A 15,823-nucleotide genomic window follows, 5' to 3' on the forward strand; every position below is an offset into this window, starting at 1 on the left:
CGGCCGGTGGCGGGCACGTGAAATACTCTTGCCGTGCCAGTCGACGAACCCCGCCTCTCCACGGTCCGCCCTGTCGGGAAGGCCGTGCGCATCGCCGTCACCGCGGTCGTGCTCGCCCTCGTCACCGCCACCACCTTCTGGGGCGCCGACGACTTCTTCCCCTTCGCGCCCTTCAAGATGTACTCGTTCTCGAAGGAGCTCGACGGCTGGGCCGGCTCGACCCGCGTCGAAGCGGTCAACGAGGAGGGCGAGCGGTTCAGCCTCAGGGAGTCCACCACGGGCTTCCGCCGCGCCGAACTCGAAGGCCAGAAGAGCCGCTTCATCGAGGACCCCTCGCTCCTGGAGTACATCGCCGAGGCCTACGAGAACACCAACCCCGACAAGCCCGAGATCGTCACCGTCGAGATCATCGAGCGCCGGTACGAGCTCGAGGACGGCTACCAGACCGGCGAAGTGATCGAGGTCGTCGAGGCTTCCTGGACCCGCGAAGGAACCGACGCGTGACGCAGCTTCGCGGTTTTCAGAAGATCAGCGCCCGCAAGGCCACCGGCTGGTTCTTCCAGCCCGTCGCGCTCGGCCGCGTCGCCGCCATGCGCTTCCTCGCCGGCGCCTTCATCTGGGTCGACTGGTGGTGGTACATGCCGTGGATCCTGGGGCACCGCCACGTCCCCGGGGAGCTGTACCAGCCGCTGTTCATCGCCCGCGTCCTGCCGGTCTTCCCCGTCCCCGGCTACTGGATCGTCGTCGGCACGCTGCTGGTCATGCTCGCGGCCTCCATCCCGATGATGCTCGGCAAGGCCCCGCGGCTCTTCGGCTGGATCGTCGCGGTCGCCTACTTCGAGTGGATGATCATCGCGATGTCCTACGGGAAGGTCGACCACGGCAAGTTCGGGTTCCTCCTCCTGCTGTTCCTGCTGCCGACCATGCCGAAGGCCAGGTGGGGCGACCGCCGCAACCTCTCCGAGCACGTCGGCTGGGGCTTCAACCTCGTCCAGATCGGCGTGGTCTGCACCTACTTCTTCGCCGCCTGGGCCAAGTTCCGCTACGGCGGCTTCGAATGGGTCAACTCGGCGACCATGACCTGGGCGATCATCCGCCGCGGCACCGAGTTCTCGAACTGGCTGCTGGACTTCCCGTGGATGCTGCGCGCCTCCCAATGGGGCATGGTCACCTTCGAACTGCTCAGTCCCATCGTCATGTTCGTCGCGGCCAAACGGTTCAAGTACGGCATCGTGGCGTTCTTCTACCTGTTCCACCTGACGGTGTTCCTCGCCGTCGGGATCAGCTTCCTGCCCCATATGGTCGCCATGGCCTGCTTCCTGCCGCTGGAACGAATCCGGCCACGTGACCTGATTCGCAATCTGCCCCGCCTGCCCGGCCTGATCCGGCGAAAGCTCCAGGCCCGCAAGGCCGTACCGGCCCAAGGACCCCCCGCCGAACCCGCCCGGGAGGCCGAACCGGCGTCCTGAACCGCGGAAAACGAGTGGCCCGCTCCCACTCGATTTTCCTACGGTTGAAGGATGCCGATTCTCGAAGCCCGATCCCTCACCAAGACCTTCCGCAGGCCTGACAAGGCCTCGGGGTTCAAGGGCGCCGTCAAACACCTCGCGCAGCGCAGATACAAGAACTACACCGCGGTCGACGGGATCGACCTCTCGGTCGACGCGGGCGAGTCGGTGGCCTACGTCGGGCCCAACGGCGCCGGCAAGTCCACCACCGTCAAGCTCCTCACCGGCATCCTCAAGCCCTCCGAGGGCACCGTACGGGTGATGGGCCGCGACCCGCACACCGAGCGCATCGCCAACGCCCACGACATCGGCGTGCTCTTCGGCCAGCGCACCCAGCTGTGGTGGGACCTGCCGGTGGAGGAGTCCCTGAAGCTCCTCAAGCACATGTACGGCGTCTCCGAAGCCGACTACAAGCGGCGCATCGCGAAGTTCGACGAACTCCTCGACCTCGGCGAGTTCATGCCGGCGCTGGCCCGCACGCTCTCCCTCGGCCAGCGGATGCGGGCCGACCTGGCCTGCGCGCTCATCCACGACCCCAAGATGGTCTACCTCGACGAGCCGACCATCGGACTGGACATCTCCGTCAAGGACCGCCTCCGGGCGTTCCTGCGCGAGCTCGTCGACGACGGCACCACGCTGCTGCTGACCAGCCACGACCTCGCCGACATCGAGGAGGTCTGCGAGCGGATCGTGGTGATCGACAAGGGCGCCATCGCCTACGACGGCCCGATCACCGAACTCAAGGCCCACTACATCACGACCAAGGCCGTGCACCTCATCCTCGACGGCCCGGCCGACCTCCCCGAGCTGAGCGAGAAGTTCCCCGACTACGCCTGGGCCGCCGGCGACGCCCCCTCGGAGGTCAAGGTGACCTACGAGTCGGCGCGCTTCACCACCGCCGAAGTCCTCGCCGACGTCACCGGCCACCTGCGCCCCAGGGACCTCTCGCTCTCCGAGCCGAGCATCGAGGACGTCATCCGCCGCCTCTACGCGGGGGAGCTCACCAAGTGACCTCCCGCGTACCCCCGATCGGGGTGACCACTTGACGCAGGGCTTCGCGGTGGACCGCGCCTTCGCGACCGTCGCGTTCAAACGCCGCCTGGCGTACAAGATCCAGTGGATGGTCGCCCTGGTCCTCGGCGGCGGCGCCATGCTCGTCTCGATGGCGATGTGGCGCAACCTGCTCGCCGACGGCGCGCTGTCGGGCTACGACTGGGAGTCGATGCGCGCCTACATCATCATCGGGTTCATCACCGCGACCGTGGTCTTCGGCGCCGCGGACTGGCACATCGCCGACCGCATCCTCGACGGCCACATCGCGATCGACCTGACCAAGCCCGTCGACTTCCAGCGGGCCCGCGCCGCCGAGTACATCGGCTCCATGATCTCCACCGTCCCCACCGTGATCGTCGGCGTCGTCGGCGCCTGGCTGCTCTTCGACCCGCCCGGCCCGGCCTCGGCCCTCGCCGGGGTCCTCACCGCCGTCAGCTTCGTCCTGATCTTCCCGCTCGCCTTCGGCATCACCTACCTCACGGTCCTGGTGTGCTTCTGGACCAAGCGGTACATCGGCGTCATGTGGCTGCGCGAGGCCCTGCTCGGCTTCTTCTCCGGGATGATGATCCCCCTGGCGTTCATGCCCTCCTGGCTCCAGGCCGTCGCCTGGGCCCTGCCGTTCCCGCACTTCACGACCACGCCCGCCGCCATCTACCTCGGCCGCGTCGACACCGCCGGAGCGCTGGGCCTCCTCGCGGCCGAGGCGGCCTGGGCCCTCGGGCTGTGGTTCGGCGGCCGGCTCGTGTTCCGCCAGGCGGTCAAGAAAGTGACGGTGCACGGTGGCTGACACCTCGACGCCCGGCAGGTCCCTGACCGCGCGGCACGTGGGCGGCGTCTACGGGCGCTCGCTCGTCGCCCAGATCCGCGCCATCACCGAGTACCCGGCCGACTTCTGGGTCATGGCCTCCGCGGGCGTGATGTGGAACGTCCTCCAGCTCGCGTTCCTGACGGTCCTGTTCGCCGCGGTCCCCGACGTCGCCGGGTGGGACTACCACGAGATGGTCATGCTCGCCGGGCTCCTGTCCGTGGCCGCCGGCTCGACCGCCCTGTTGTGCGACGGCGTGTGGAGCACCGGCGGAATGATCCTCAAGGGCGAGATCGACTACCGGATCACCCGTCCCGCGCCGGTGGTCGTCCAGGTCGCGACCACCCACATCGGGATGCAGGGCTTCGGCGAGGTCGGCTTCGGGCTCGTCATGGTCGTCTTCGGCTGGATCGGCGCCGGCCTGGGCCTCGCCGCCGTCCCCGTGGGCATCCTCGGCATCCTCTGCGCCATCGTCATCGAGGGCGCGCTCATCACCGTGTTCTGCGCGGTGAACTTCTGGATCAAGGGCCCCATGTCGCCCTTCGCGTTCATGCTCATCGACCTCCAGAACAGCGCGATGAACCTCCCGCTGGGGCTCTTCCCGGCCGGCGTGCGGATCGTGACCATGTTCGTCGTCCCGGTCGCCTTCGTCAACTTCGTGCCCGTCGCCGTCCTCACCGGGCACCTGTCGGCCTGGTGGCTCATCGGCACCCCGCTCGCCGCCGTCGCGTCCGTCCTCGCGGCGGTCGGCATATACCGGCTCGGCCTGCGCTCCTACGACTCCTCGGGACACTGACCTTGGCAAGCATCGACGTCGCGCTCGCGACCATCTCGTTCAAGCGCAAGATCGCCTACAAGACGACCTGGCTCTTCTCGGTCCTGTTCGGCGGCTGGTCGCTCCTGGCCGGCCTCGCCGTCTGGAGCAACCTCATCGGCGACGGCGAGCTGGGCGGCTACGACTGGCAGTCCATGAAGGCCTACCTCATCATCGGCTTCCTGACCTCGACCCTCGCCTGGGCCGGCGCGGACTGGGAGATGGCCAACCGCATCCTCGACGGGCTCGTCGCGGTCGACCTGACCAAGCCGATCGACTTCCAGCGCGCCCGCGCCGCCGAGTACATCGGCGGCATGGCCGCCTCGGTGCCCGCCGCGGTCCTCGGCACGGTCGCGGCGGTCCTGATCTTCCGGCCCGCGCCGCCCGCCTCGCCGCTCGCCGCGGCCCTGACCGTCCTCAGCCTGCTGTTCATCTTCCCGCTGGCGTTCGGCATCAACTACCTGTCGGTCCTCGCCTGCTTCGTGACGCAGCGCTACCTGGGCATCCAGTGGGCCAGGGACTGCTTCCTGGCGTTCTTCTCCGGGATGATGGTCCCGATCGCCCTCATGCCCGTGTGGCTCCAGGGCGTCGCGTGGAGCCTCCCGTTCGTCCACTTCACCACCACGCCCGCGTCGATCTACCTCGGCCGCGTCGACGCCCTCGGCGGGCTCGGCCTCATCGCCGCCGAAGCGGTCTGGGCCCTCGGCCTGTGGCTCGGCGGCCGCCTCATCTGGAACCAGCTCGTGAAGAAGGTGACCGTCCATGGCGGCTGACACCGCGCGGATGCGCCACGCCGGCGCCGTCTACCGCCGCTCGATCGGCGCCTACCTGCGCTCGATGGCCGAGTACCCGGCCGACTTCTGGATCATGTCGATCGCCGGGACGCTCTGGCAGGTCGTCCTGTTCGCGTTCCTGAGCATCCTGTTCGCCAACGTCAACGCCATCGACGGCTGGGGCTACCACGAGATGCTCGTCCTCGCGGGCTTCCTCGCGACCTCCTGGTCCTCCACGGCCCTGTTCTGGGACGGCATCTGGGACACCGGCAAGATGATCGTCGAAGGCGACATGGACTACCGGCTCACCAGGCCCGCGCCCGTCCTCGTCCAGGTCGCGTCGAAGCACCTCGGCATGCAGGTCTTCGGCGAGATGACCCTCGGCCTGGTGATGATCGCGATCGGCTGGACCGGCGCGGGCCTGGGCCTCGCCGCGATCCCGGTCGGCCTCTTCCTGCTCGTGTGCGCCTCGATCATCCAGGCGGCGCTGCTGACCATCGCGAACGCCGCGAACTTCTGGATGAAGGGCCGCACCCCCGTCATCGCGTTCATGCTGACCGAACTCCAGAACGAGGCCATGCGCTTCCCGCTGACGATCTTCCCGATCGGGGTCCGCCTGGTCCTCACCTTCGGCCTGCCGCTGGCGTTCGCGAGCTTCGTCCCCGCCCAGATCCTCACCGGCCGGCTCGACGCGTGGTGGCTCATCGGCCCGCCGCTGGCCGCCGCCGCGTGCGCACTGGCCGCCGTGTGGGTCTTCCGGGCGGGCGTGCGCGCCTACGATTCCGCCGGCAACTGAAGTGGCGTGGAACACCGCGAAAAAAGACTTGCGCCCCCCGGGGAGGCTTCGCTAAAGTCATCGCTGTTGCCCGGAGCATTCCACCCGGGACGCTTGCGAATGGAGGTGTTACTGATGGCTGTCACTGTTCTCGACCTTGCCTCGAAACTCAGTTCACCTTCCGCAGGCGCGATCTGACACTGGTGCCGTAAACCCAGTAGCGTGCCGCGGTGTACTCCACAGGAGCCCGTTACCTTGCCACGCAAGCCCCAGACCACTGAGTCATTCCAGTCCACCAAGCGCCGCCGCCGCGATTTCGACGACGACGAAGTCTTCTCGGCCGAGGACCAAGCCCGGTTCGAGGAGATGCGCACCGAGTTCGACGAGATGCCCAACGACGACCGGCCTCCGGCCGGGGACCGCTGGACCATCTGGCACGACTCCGAGCCGCTCCAGCGCGGCCCGGAACCGCTGCCCGCCTGGGTCATCACCGACCACGGCGCCGTCGACTACGAACTCGGCGTCCTCAAGACCGGCAAGGAAGCCGACGTCTTCCTCATCGAACGGGCCGTCCCCGACACCGAGGTCGCCGTCATCCTCGCCTCCAAGCGCTACCGCAGCGCCGAGCACACCCAGTTCAACCGCGCCGGCGACTACACGGCCGGACGCGGCGCCAAGCGCTCGCGCGACGCCCGCGCCATGGCCAAGCGCACCACCTTCGGCCTCGAGCAGGCCGCGGGACGCTGGGCCGCCAGCGAGTTCGACGCGCTCAAGCGCCTCTACACCGCGGGCGTCCCCGTGCCCTACCCCGTGCAGATCCTCGGTACCGAGGTCGTCATGGAGTTCATCGGGCACGGCCGCACCGCCGCACCGCGCCTGGCCGAGACCAGACCCGACGAGGTCGAACTGGAGAGCCTGTGGGAGCAGGCCTCCGAGGCGCTGCGGCGCATGACCGAGCTGGGATTCGCCCACGGCGACCTCTCGCCGTACAACACGGTCGTCCACGACGGCCGCCTGGTCGTCCTCGACCTCCCGCAGATCGTCGACATCTACGCGAACCCGCTGGGCCTCGACTTCCTGACCAGGGACGTCGAGAACCTCGGGTCGTGGTTCTGCGCGCGCGGCATCCCGCGCCAGGACGTCGACGACCTCCAGCTCGAGTTGCGGGCCATCGCGGCCAAGCCGTGATACCGGAGTGTCGGGGGCGGGATATAGCCTTGCCGTGTGGCAGTTGACTACCGTCCCGCTCCCGGCACCATTCCGACCGAACCGGGCGTCTACCGATTCCGGGACCGCGACCGGCGGGTGATCTACGTCGGCAAGGCGAAGAACCTCCGCAACCGCCTCAATTCCTACTTCGCGGACGAGACGCGCCTGCACGAGCGCACCCGCCGCATGGTCAACACCGCCCGCAGCGTCGAGTGGACCGTCGTCGCCACCGAGGTCGAGGCCCTCCAACTGGAGTGGACCTGGATCAAGGAGTACGACCCGCGCTTCAACGTCATGTTCAAGGACGACAAGTCCTACCCCTGGCTCGCGGTCACCGTGGGGGAGGAGTTCCCCCGCGCCCAGGTCATGCGCGGCAACCGCCGCAAAGGCGTGCGCTACTTCGGGCCCTTCGGCTCGCCCTGGGCCATCCGCCAGACCCTCGACCTCCTCACCCGCGTCTTCCCGATCCGCACCTGCTCCGACTCCGAATACAAGCGCTGCAACCGGATCGGGCGCCCGAACCTGCTCGCCGACATCGGCAAGTGCTCGGCCCCGTGCGTCGGGCGCATCACCGCCGAGGAGTACCGCAAACTCGTCAACGGCTTCTGCAGCTTCATGGCCGGCGACACCGCCCCCGTCCGCCGGCGCCTCATCAACGAGATGCAGGAGGCCTCCGCGGCCCTCGAATTCGAGCGGGCCGCCCGCCTCCGCGACGACCTCGGCGCCCTCGACAAGGTCCTCGAACAGCAGGTCGTCGTCCTCGCCGAAGACGTCGACTGCGACGTCATGGCCGTGGCCGACGACGAGCTCGAAGCCGCCGTGCAGGTCTTCCACGTCCGCGGCGGCCGCATCCGCGGCCAGCGCGGCTGGGTCATCGACAAGGCCGAACCGGTCGACCTCGCCGGGATCGTGGAGCGCTTCTGCCTCCAGTTCTACGGCGAGCAGAACGAGGTCGTGCCCCGCGAAGTCCTCGTCCCGGCCCTGCCCGACGACGCCGAAGCCCTCGCCGAGCTGCTCTCCGAGCGCCGCGGCGCCAAGGTCGACCTGCGCGTCCCCCGCCGCGGCGACAAGCGCGCGCTGGCCGAGACCGTCGAGAAGAACGCCCTGCAGAACCTCCAGCGGCACAAGCTCAAGCGGGCCGGCGACCTCACCGCCCGGTCCAAGGCCCTCGAGGAGCTCGCCGACGCCCTCGACCTGCCCGAGGCGCCGCTGCGGATCGAATGCTACGACGTCTCCCAGTCCCAGGGGGAGGCCGTGGTCGCGTCCATGGTCGTCTTCGAGGACGGCCTGCCCCGCAAGAGCGAGTACCGCCGCTTCGTCATCAAGGGCGAACGCAAGGACGACCTCGCCTCGCTCCAGGAGACGTTGCGCCGCAGGCTCTCCAAGCTCGGCGACCAGCCCGTCGGCTCCCCCATGGAGGAGGGCGAGGAACCCAGGCGCGGCTTCCACTACCCGCCGCAGCTCCTGGTGGTCGACGGCGGCCAGCCCCAGGTCGCCGCCGCCGACGCGGTCTTCGCCGAACTCGGCATCGACTCCATCAACCTCGCCGGCCTCGCCAAGCGCCTGGAGGAGATCTGGCTCCCCGGCGAGGAGTACCCGGTCATCCTCTCGCGCACCTCCGAGGCCCTGTACCTCATGCAGCGCGTCCGCGACGAGGCCCACCGATTCGCGATCTCCCTGCACCGCACCCGGCGCCGCAAGTCGATGTCGGCCTCGGCCCTCGACGACGTGCCCGGTCTCGGCGAGTCCAAGCGCAAGGCGCTCATCAAGCAGTTCGGCTCGGTCAAGCGCATCCGCGAAGCCGAACTGTCCGAATTGGAAGCCGTGCCCGGTATCGGACCGAAACTGGCCGAGGCCTTGCAGACACATCTGCGTAATCCCGATGACAACGCCGCTTGAGACGCGGCTGGTACCTATACGCTTGTCAGCTCGGCGGGTACGCCGATGCCGTGTCACCACGGCAGCAGGATCGATTTCGGGGATACTGGACTTATGGGTGTGGCAGCTGTGCATGCGGGTTCGAGCGACCGCAGCGAATTGGACCTCGTGATCGTCACCGGCATCTCCGGAGGCGGGCGCTCTACGGTGGCCCGCGCTCTGGAGAACGTCGGCTACTACGTGATCGACAATCTTCCCGAATCCCTGGTCAGCCAGGCCGCCGAACTGGCCGCGGCCGGCGGCGAGGAAGTACGGCGCACCGCGATGGTCCTCGACGTGCGCTCGCGCGCGTTCATGACCGACCTCGTGGGCGTCCTGGAAGACCTCCGCAAGGGCGGCTTCAAACCGCACCTGGTGTTCGTCGACGCGGACGACGACGTCATCATCCGCCGCTTCGAGAAGGTCCGCCGCGCCCATCCCCTCCAAGGGGACGGGATGCTCGCGGACGGCATCGCCGCCGAGCGGATCCTCCTGGAGCCCGCGCGCGGCTCGGCCGACACCCTCTTCGACACCACGCACCTGAACGAGAACCAGCTGCGGGCCCGCGTCGAGGACGCCTTCCTCGCGCCGTCCTCGCCGGGACTCCAGTTCACCTGCCTGTCATTCGGGTTCAAGTACGGCATCCCGCGCGACGCCGATTACGTCGCTGACGTACGATTCCTTCCCAACCCGTACTGGGTTCCCGCCTTGCGCGAGCACACCGGAACCGACCGGGACGTCTCCGACTACGTCCTCGGCCAGGACGGCGCCGAGGACTTCGTCGACGCCTACGCCACCCTGCTGCTCGGCACCACTCAAGGGTTCGAACGGGAAGGCAAGCGATACATGACGATCGCCATCGGCTGCACCGGCGGCAAGCACCGCTCCGTCGCCATCGCCGAGGAGCTGGCCAAGCGGCTCAACGCCGCCGGGTTCCCGGCCAACACCCACCACCGCGACCGGGGGAACGAGTGACCGCCCCCGCGCCGCGCCGCCTCGGCGGACCGCCCCGGCCCCGCAGGGCCGGACCGGGACCCGCGGGCAGCGCAGGGAAGGGACCGGCCTGGCCGGAGGCACCCGGGGAGGGCCCCGACCTCCTCGAACGACGCGCGATCATCGAGCCCGGCCGCCGCCCCGAACCCCCAGCACCCTGATTCCGAGGTAACCGCTGATGCTCAAAGTCGTCGCGTTCGGCGGGGGGCGGGGACTCTCCGCCTCGCTGCGCGCCCTCTCCCGGCTCGACATCGACCTGACGGCCGTGGTCACCGTCGCCGACGACGGCGGCTCCTCGGGGGACATCCGCGCCACCCGCCCGGTCCTGCCGCCCGGCGACCTCCGCAAAGCCCTCGTCGCCACCGCCGACCCCGCGAAGATCGAAGCGGCCCAACTGTTCTCGCACCGCTTCGGCGGCGAGGACTTCCTCACCGGCCACCCCGTCGGCAACGTCGTCCTCACCGCGCTCCTGGAGCGCCACGCCAACCCCGTCGAAGCCCTCGACGTCGCCGGGCGCCTCCTCGACTCCCGCGCCCGCATCCTCCCCATGTCCCGCACCCCGCTCGACATCGAGGCCGACCTCGCCGAAGGCTCGGGCATCCGCACCATCGTCGGGCAGCACGACGTCGCCGTCGCCGACGGCAGCGTCCGCGACGTCAGACTGCTCCCGGCCGACGCCATCGCCTGCCCCGAGACCCTCGACGCCGTCGCCGAGGCCGACTGGCACGTCTTCGGCCCCGGCTCCTGGTACACCAGCGTCATCCCGCACCTGCTCCTGCCGGACCTGCGCGAGGCCATCGGCGCCGCCAAGGCCCGCCGCATCGTCGTCCTCAACCTCTCCGAGGAGAAGGAGACCGACGGCCTCACCCTCGCCGGACACGTCGACACGCTGCGCCGTTACGCCGAAGGTGTCCGGTTTCACTACGTCGTCTCGGGCGACGCCCGAACCCTCGACGATCCCGAATCGTTGAACAGTGCGGCACAATCGTTGGAGGCCGAGTTGATCGCGGCCGACCTCGCCGCCGACGGCGTCACGCACGACGTCGCCGCGCTGGCGGCCGTATTGGGAAACCTGCTGGTCGAAGATGGTGGTTAACGAATGGCGATGACCTCGGAGGTCAAGGACGAGCTCAGTCGTATCGAGGTGACCAAGTCCTGCTGTCAGCGCGCCGAGCTCGGTGCGCTCTTCCGCTTCGCGGGAGGCCTCCACCTCGTCGGCCAGGGGAACGTCGTCGTCGAGGCCGAGGTCGACGCGGGGAACGTCGCCCGCCGCGCCAAGCGCATGATCGTCGACCTCTACAACTACGAGTCCGAGGTCCACGTCCTCGTGGCCGCGGGCCTGCGCCGCAACAACCACTACCTGCTGCGCGTCATGGCCGACGGCCAGGCGTTCTCCAAGCAGATCGGCCTCACCGACCAGCGCGGCTACCCCGTCCGGGGCCTGCCCAACCACGTCGTCGGCGCCTACCCGTGCTGCGCCGAGGCCGCCTGGCGCGGGGCCTTCCTCGCCCGCGGCTCGCTCACCGAGCCCGGCCGCTCCTCGTCCCTCGAGGTCACCTGCCCGGGCCCGGAGTCCGCGCTCGCCCTCGTCGGCGCGGCCCGCCGCCTCGGCATCAGCGCCAAGTCCCGCGACGTGCGCGGCGTCGACCGCGTCGTCATCCGCGACGGCGACGCCATCGGCGAGCTCCTCACCCGCCTCGGCGCCCACTCCTCGGTCCTCACCTGGGAAGAGCGCCGCGTGCGCCGCGAAGTCCGCGCCACCGCCAACCGCCTCGCGAACTTCGACGACGCCAACCTGCGCCGCTCCGCGCGCGCGGCCGTGGCCGCCGCCGCGAAGGTCACCCGCGCCCTCGAAGTCCTCGCCGACGACGTCCCCGAGCACCTCGCCTCCGCCGGGCGCCTGCGCCTCGACCACCGCCAGGCCTCCCTCGAGGAACTCGGCGCGCTCGCCGACCCGCCGCTCACCAAGGACGCGATCGCCGGGCGCATAAGGCGCCTCATAAACATGGCCACCAAGCGCGCCCACGAGAACGGCGTGCCCGGTCCCGACGACGTCGTCGCCGAAGAAGAGGCACTCGTCGGATAAAGGCCCCCACCAGGGCGGACCCCGGGCGCGGTGCGCGCGAAAGGCGAGCTCCCAAGGGTTAGGCTTAACCGCGATGTCACACCCTTGTTCCGGGTGTGACATGATCGGGGGGAGCCAGCCGCGAATGGTCCGAGAACCGGAGCGGTAGGGTCAAGGAGTGCTCGGCGACGAGGCCGAACAGCGATCTGTTCCACCGTCGCTCTTCGGATGAACGGATCGCGTGCGAGACCGCCTCCGGTCTCAGTCAGATATCCGATCCTGTTCAAGCGAGGAGATGGCCACGTGACCATCCGCGTTGGCGTCAACGGCTTCGGCCGCATTGGGCGCAACTTCTTCCGGGCGGTTCTCGCCTCCGGTGCCGATATCGAAATCGTTGCCTTCAACGACCTCGGCGACGTCGACACCATTGCGAACCTCCTGAAATACGACTCGATCCTCGGCCGCCTGCCGTACGAGGTCAAGGTCGGTGCCGACGAGATCACCGTCAACGGCAAGACCATCAAGGCCTTCAGCGAGCGCGACCCCGGCAACATCCCGTGGGCCGAGGTCGGCGCGGACGTCGTCATCGAGTCCACCGGCTTCTTCACCGACGGCACCAAGGCCGCCGCGCACCTCGGCGAGACCGTCAAGAAGGTCATCATCTCCGCTCCGGCGAAGAACGAGGACCTCACCGTCGTCATGGGCGTCAACCACGACAAGTACGACGGTTCGAAGCACCACATCATCTCGAACGCGTCCTGCACCACCAACTGCCTGGCGCCGATGGCCAAGGTCCTCAACGAAGCCGTCGGCATCGAAAAGGGCCTCATGACCACCATCCACGCCTACACGCAGGACCAGAACCTGCAGGACGGCCCGCACAAGGACCCGCGCCGCGCCCGCGCCGCCGGCCTGAACGTCGTGCCCACCACGACCGGTGCCGCCAAGGCCGTCGGCGTGGTGCTGCCCGAGCTCAACGGCAAGCTCGACGGCTACTCGCTGCGCGTCCCGATCGCGACCGGCTCGATCACCGACCTCACCTTCGAGGCCTCCCGCGAGGTCACCGCCGAAGAGGTCAACGCCGCGTTCAAGGCCGCCGCCGAGGGCCCGCTCAAGGGCATCCTGGCCTACACCGAGGACCCGATCGTCTCCAAGGACATCGAGACCGACCCGCACTCGTGCATCATCGACGGCCTCCTGACCAAGGTCATCGGCAACCAGGTCAAGGTCTTCGGCTGGTACGACAACGAGTGGGGCTTCTCGAACCGCCTCGTCAGCCTCGTCGAACTGGTCGGCTAAGAGTCTGATGAAGACGCTCGACGAACTCCTGCAGGAGGGCGTCAACGGTCGGCGCGTACTCGTACGCGCCGACCTCAACGTGCCTCTGGACGGTAGGAACATCACCGACGACGGCCGCATCCGCGCCGTCGCGCCCACGGTGAAGGCGCTGGCCGAGGCCGGCGCCCGAGTCGTGGTGTGCTCCCACCTGGGCCGCCCCAAGGGCGAGCCCGACCCCGCCTTCTCGCTGGCCCCCGTGGCCCTGCGGCTCGGCGAGATCCTCGACCGCGAGGTCGCCTTCGCCACCGACACCGTCGGTTCCGACGCCGAGAACAAGGCCGTCGCCCAGACCGACGGTGACGTGCTGCTGCTGGAGAACCTGCGGTTCAACAAGGGCGAGACCAGCAAGGACGAGAACGAGCGGGCCGAGTTCGCGGGCCAGCTCGCGGCGTTCGGCGACGTGTACGTGGACGACGCCTTCGGCGCGGTCCACCGCAAGCACGCCTCCGTCTACGACGTCGCGAAGGTCCTGCCGCACTACGCGGGCTGGCTCATCGCCAAAGAGGTCGAGGTCCTCTCGAAGCTGACCGGCAAGCCCGAGCAGCCGTACGTGGTCATCCTCGGCGGCGCGAAGGTCTCCGACAAGCTCGCCGTCATCGACAACCTGCTCGACAAGGTCGACACGCTCATGGTCGGCGGCGGCATGATGTTCACCTTCCTCGCGGCCAAGGGCTACGAGGTCGGTTCATCGCTGCTGGAGAAGGACCAGATCGAGGTCTGCAAGTCCTACCTCGAGCGCGCCGAGAAGCTCGGCGTCGAACTGCTGCTGCCGGTCGACACGACCACCGCCGCCGAGTTCGCCGCCGACGCCGAACCGCTGACGGTGGCCGTGGACGCCATCCCGGCCGAGCGCATGGGCCTGGACATCGGACCCGAGTCCGCGAAGCAGTTCGCGGAGCGGATCGCCGGGGCCAAGACCGTGTTCTGGAACGGCCCGATGGGCGTGTTCGAGTTCCCCGACTACGCCGCAGGGACGAAGACCGTCGCTCAGGCGCTGGTGGACTCCGACGCGTTCAGCGTGGTCGGCGGCGGCGACTCCGCCGCCGCGGTCCGGACCCTCGGCCTGCCCGAGGCCGGCTTCGGCCACATCTCGACCGGCGGGGGGGCGAGCCTCGAATACCTCGAAGGAAAGACGCTGCCCGGCCTGGACGCACTGGAGAAGTAGAAGGTGACTGTGGCCCGCACCCGTCACCCCGCCCGCCGGACGCCGCTTCGCGACGTCCTCTCCCCAAAACGGAGTGAACGCTGTGACTAAGAGAGTGCCGCTCATCGCCGGCAACTGGAAGATGAACCTCAACCACCTCGAAGCGATCGCACTGGTGCAGAAGCTGGCCTTCAGCCTCACCCGCGAGCAGCTCGAAGCGGTGGAGACCGTCGTCCTCCCGCCGTTCGTCGACATCCGCAGCGTGCAGACGCTGGTCGACGGCGACAAGCTGACCATCGGCTTCGGCGCCCAGGACCTGTCCGCGCACCCGTCGGGCGCCTACACCGGCGAGATCGCCGGCTCGATGCTCGCCAAGCTCGGCTGCTCTTATGTGGCCGTGGGCCACTCGGAGCGCCGGCAGTACCACGAAGAGGGCGACGAACTGGTGGCCGCGAAGGTCCGCCAGGCGCTCAACAACGGCATCGCCCCGATCCTGTGCGTCGGCGAGGCGCTGGACGTCCGCGAGGCGGGCGACCACGTGCCGCACACGGTCAGCCAGCTGATCGCCGCCGTCGACGGCCTCACCGAGGAAGAGCTCGAGAAGGTCGTCGTGGCGTACGAGCCGGTCTGGGCCATCGGGACGGGCCGCACGGCCACGCCCGAGGACGCCCAGGAGGTCATCGGGGCCCTGCGCGCGGCGCTCGCCGAGAAGTTCGGCGCGGTGGCCGAGCGGGTCCGCATCCTCTACGGCGGTTCGGTGAAGTCCTCGAACGTCTCGCAGATCATGGGCAAGCCGGACATCGACGGCGCCCTGGTCGGCGGCGCGAGCCTGGACGCCGAGGAGTTCGCCAAGATCGTGCGCTTCCCCGAGCACCACGGGGCGTAGCAAGCAGCAAGTGGCAAGTTTCGCCCGCAGCGCACGAGCTGAGCGCTGCGGGCCGCAGACAGGGCCGCCGTACAACGACGTACGGCGGCTCCTTGCATTCCAATGAGCAGGCCTGACGGTCGATTCTGACTGAAGGCAGTCAGATTAAGTCAGAGATAAGGCTGCGATAGACTCATCCCGGCCCGCGCCCCATAACGGGCAGATTTGTCGAGAGGACACCCGATCACCGATGATGACGGTTCTGAGTTACGCCCTTCTGATCATCCTGCTGCTCGCCAGCGCGATCCTGATCCTCATGGTGCTGCTGCACAAGGGCAAGGGCGGCGGTCTGTCGAGCATGTTCGGCGGCGGCATGTCCTCCGTCGCGTCGGGGTCGTCCGTCGCGGAGAAGAACCTCACGCGGATCACGATCGCCGTGGGCGTCGTCTGGTTCGCCGCCATCGTGGCCTTCGGGCTCCTGCTGCGGGCCATGGTCTAAGCACCACAAGACTTCCGGCGGGGCCCGGCGAGCAATGCTCGCCGGGCCCCGCTTCGCGTTCGGCG

16 protein-coding genes are annotated in these 15,823 nt (G+C 68.9%); all 16 read left to right on the top strand.

Features of this window, described 5'->3' with window-relative positions:
• The first annotated feature begins 33 nt into the window (after positions 1 to 33).
• Positions 34 to 504, top strand: a complete 471-nt coding sequence (locus tag BLQ63_RS11755; protein WP_143014854.1) for a hypothetical protein — start codon at positions 34 to 36, stop codon at positions 502 to 504.
• The gene (locus BLQ63_RS11760; RefSeq protein WP_091034165.1) at positions 501 to 1,469 is read left to right on the top strand and encodes a hypothetical protein; all 969 of its coding nucleotides are present in this window, start codon (positions 501 to 503) and stop codon (positions 1,467 to 1,469) included. Before BLQ63_RS11755 ends, BLQ63_RS11760 begins: the two co-directional genes overlap by 4 nt.
• Before the next feature lie 51 nt (positions 1,470 to 1,520).
• Complete coding sequence (locus BLQ63_RS11765) at positions 1,521 to 2,519, top strand: ABC transporter ATP-binding protein (RefSeq protein ID WP_091034168.1); 999 nt, start codon at positions 1,521 to 1,523, stop codon at positions 2,517 to 2,519.
• Between the two features lie 31 nt (positions 2,520 to 2,550).
• Positions 2,551 to 3,348, top strand: a complete 798-nt coding sequence (locus tag BLQ63_RS11770; protein WP_091034172.1) for an ABC transporter permease — start codon at positions 2,551 to 2,553, stop codon at positions 3,346 to 3,348.
• Complete coding sequence (locus BLQ63_RS11775; RefSeq protein WP_091034175.1) at positions 3,341 to 4,162, top strand: ABC transporter permease; 822 nt, start codon at positions 3,341 to 3,343, stop codon at positions 4,160 to 4,162. The genes BLQ63_RS11770 and BLQ63_RS11775 overlap by 8 nt, the downstream gene beginning before the upstream one ends.
• Before the next feature lie 2 nt (positions 4,163 to 4,164).
• The gene (locus tag BLQ63_RS11780; RefSeq protein WP_091034180.1) at positions 4,165 to 4,953 is read left to right on the top strand and encodes an ABC transporter permease; all 789 of its coding nucleotides are present in this window, start codon (positions 4,165 to 4,167) and stop codon (positions 4,951 to 4,953) included.
• On the top strand, positions 4,943 to 5,749 hold the full coding sequence (locus BLQ63_RS11785) for an ABC transporter permease (RefSeq protein ID WP_091034185.1): 807 nt from the start codon (positions 4,943 to 4,945) through the stop codon (positions 5,747 to 5,749). Before BLQ63_RS11780 ends, BLQ63_RS11785 begins: the two co-directional genes overlap by 11 nt.
• Positions 5,750 to 5,983: 234 nt before the next feature.
• The gene (locus tag BLQ63_RS11790) at positions 5,984 to 6,916 is read left to right on the top strand and encodes a serine protein kinase RIO (protein ID WP_218125216.1); all 933 of its coding nucleotides are present in this window, start codon (positions 5,984 to 5,986) and stop codon (positions 6,914 to 6,916) included.
• 36 nt (positions 6,917 to 6,952) lie between these two features.
• Positions 6,953 to 8,836, top strand: coding sequence for an excinuclease ABC subunit UvrC (uvrC, locus tag BLQ63_RS11795; protein WP_091034189.1), 1,884 nt, complete (start codon positions 6,953 to 6,955; stop codon positions 8,834 to 8,836).
• Between the two features lie 93 nt (positions 8,837 to 8,929).
• On the top strand, positions 8,930 to 9,829 hold the full coding sequence (rapZ, locus tag BLQ63_RS11800; RefSeq protein WP_091034194.1) for an RNase adapter RapZ: 900 nt from the start codon (positions 8,930 to 8,932) through the stop codon (positions 9,827 to 9,829).
• A 196-nt stretch (positions 9,830 to 10,025) separates the two neighbouring features.
• Positions 10,026 to 10,943 (top strand): gluconeogenesis factor YvcK family protein, encoded by a 918-nt coding sequence (locus tag BLQ63_RS11805; protein WP_091034197.1) that lies wholly within the window; start codon positions 10,026 to 10,028, stop codon positions 10,941 to 10,943.
• Between the two features lie 3 nt (positions 10,944 to 10,946).
• Positions 10,947 to 11,933, top strand: coding sequence for a DNA-binding protein WhiA (gene whiA, locus BLQ63_RS11810; RefSeq protein ID WP_091034198.1), 987 nt, complete (start codon positions 10,947 to 10,949; stop codon positions 11,931 to 11,933).
• A 282-nt stretch (positions 11,934 to 12,215) separates the two neighbouring features.
• On the top strand, positions 12,216 to 13,211 hold the full coding sequence (gene gap, locus BLQ63_RS11815) for a type I glyceraldehyde-3-phosphate dehydrogenase (protein WP_091034203.1): 996 nt from the start codon (positions 12,216 to 12,218) through the stop codon (positions 13,209 to 13,211).
• Positions 13,212 to 13,218: 7 nt separating this feature from the next.
• The gene (locus BLQ63_RS11820; RefSeq protein WP_091034211.1) at positions 13,219 to 14,415 is read left to right on the top strand and encodes a phosphoglycerate kinase; all 1,197 of its coding nucleotides are present in this window, start codon (positions 13,219 to 13,221) and stop codon (positions 14,413 to 14,415) included.
• A gap of 82 nt (positions 14,416 to 14,497) precedes the next feature.
• On the top strand, positions 14,498 to 15,280 hold the full coding sequence (tpiA, locus tag BLQ63_RS11825; RefSeq protein WP_177154893.1) for a triose-phosphate isomerase: 783 nt from the start codon (positions 14,498 to 14,500) through the stop codon (positions 15,278 to 15,280).
• A gap of 232 nt (positions 15,281 to 15,512) precedes the next feature.
• Positions 15,513 to 15,758 (top strand): preprotein translocase subunit SecG, encoded by a 246-nt coding sequence (gene secG / locus BLQ63_RS11830; RefSeq protein WP_218125217.1) that lies wholly within the window; start codon positions 15,513 to 15,515, stop codon positions 15,756 to 15,758.
• The last annotated feature ends 65 nt before the right edge of the window (positions 15,759 to 15,823 follow it).

This window comes from Glycomyces harbinensis (assembly GCF_900101745.1).
GTDB lineage: Bacteria > Actinomycetota > Actinomycetes > Mycobacteriales > Micromonosporaceae > Glycomyces > Glycomyces harbinensis.

What these genes read in the sequence shown, in the direction of transcription:
- BLQ63_RS11765 (WP_091034168.1), top strand. Translation starts at nt 1,521, where the DNA reads ATGCCGATTCTCGAAGCCCGATCCCTCACCAAGACCTTCCGCAGGCCT.
- rapZ (WP_091034194.1), top strand. Translation starts at nt 8,930, where the DNA reads ATGGGTGTGGCAGCTGTGCATGCGGGTTCGAGCGACCGCAGCGAATTG.
- whiA (WP_091034198.1), top strand. Translation starts at nt 10,947, where the DNA reads ATGGCGATGACCTCGGAGGTCAAGGACGAGCTCAGTCGTATCGAGGTG.
- BLQ63_RS11820 (WP_091034211.1), top strand. Translation starts at nt 13,219, where the DNA reads ATGAAGACGCTCGACGAACTCCTGCAGGAGGGCGTCAACGGTCGGCGC.
- BLQ63_RS11785 (WP_091034185.1), top strand. Translation starts at nt 4,943, where the DNA reads ATGGCGGCTGACACCGCGCGGATGCGCCACGCCGGCGCCGTCTACCGC.
- secG (WP_218125217.1), top strand. Translation starts at nt 15,513, where the DNA reads ATGACGGTTCTGAGTTACGCCCTTCTGATCATCCTGCTGCTCGCCAGC.
- BLQ63_RS11805 (WP_091034197.1), top strand. Translation starts at nt 10,026, where the DNA reads ATGCTCAAAGTCGTCGCGTTCGGCGGGGGGCGGGGACTCTCCGCCTCG.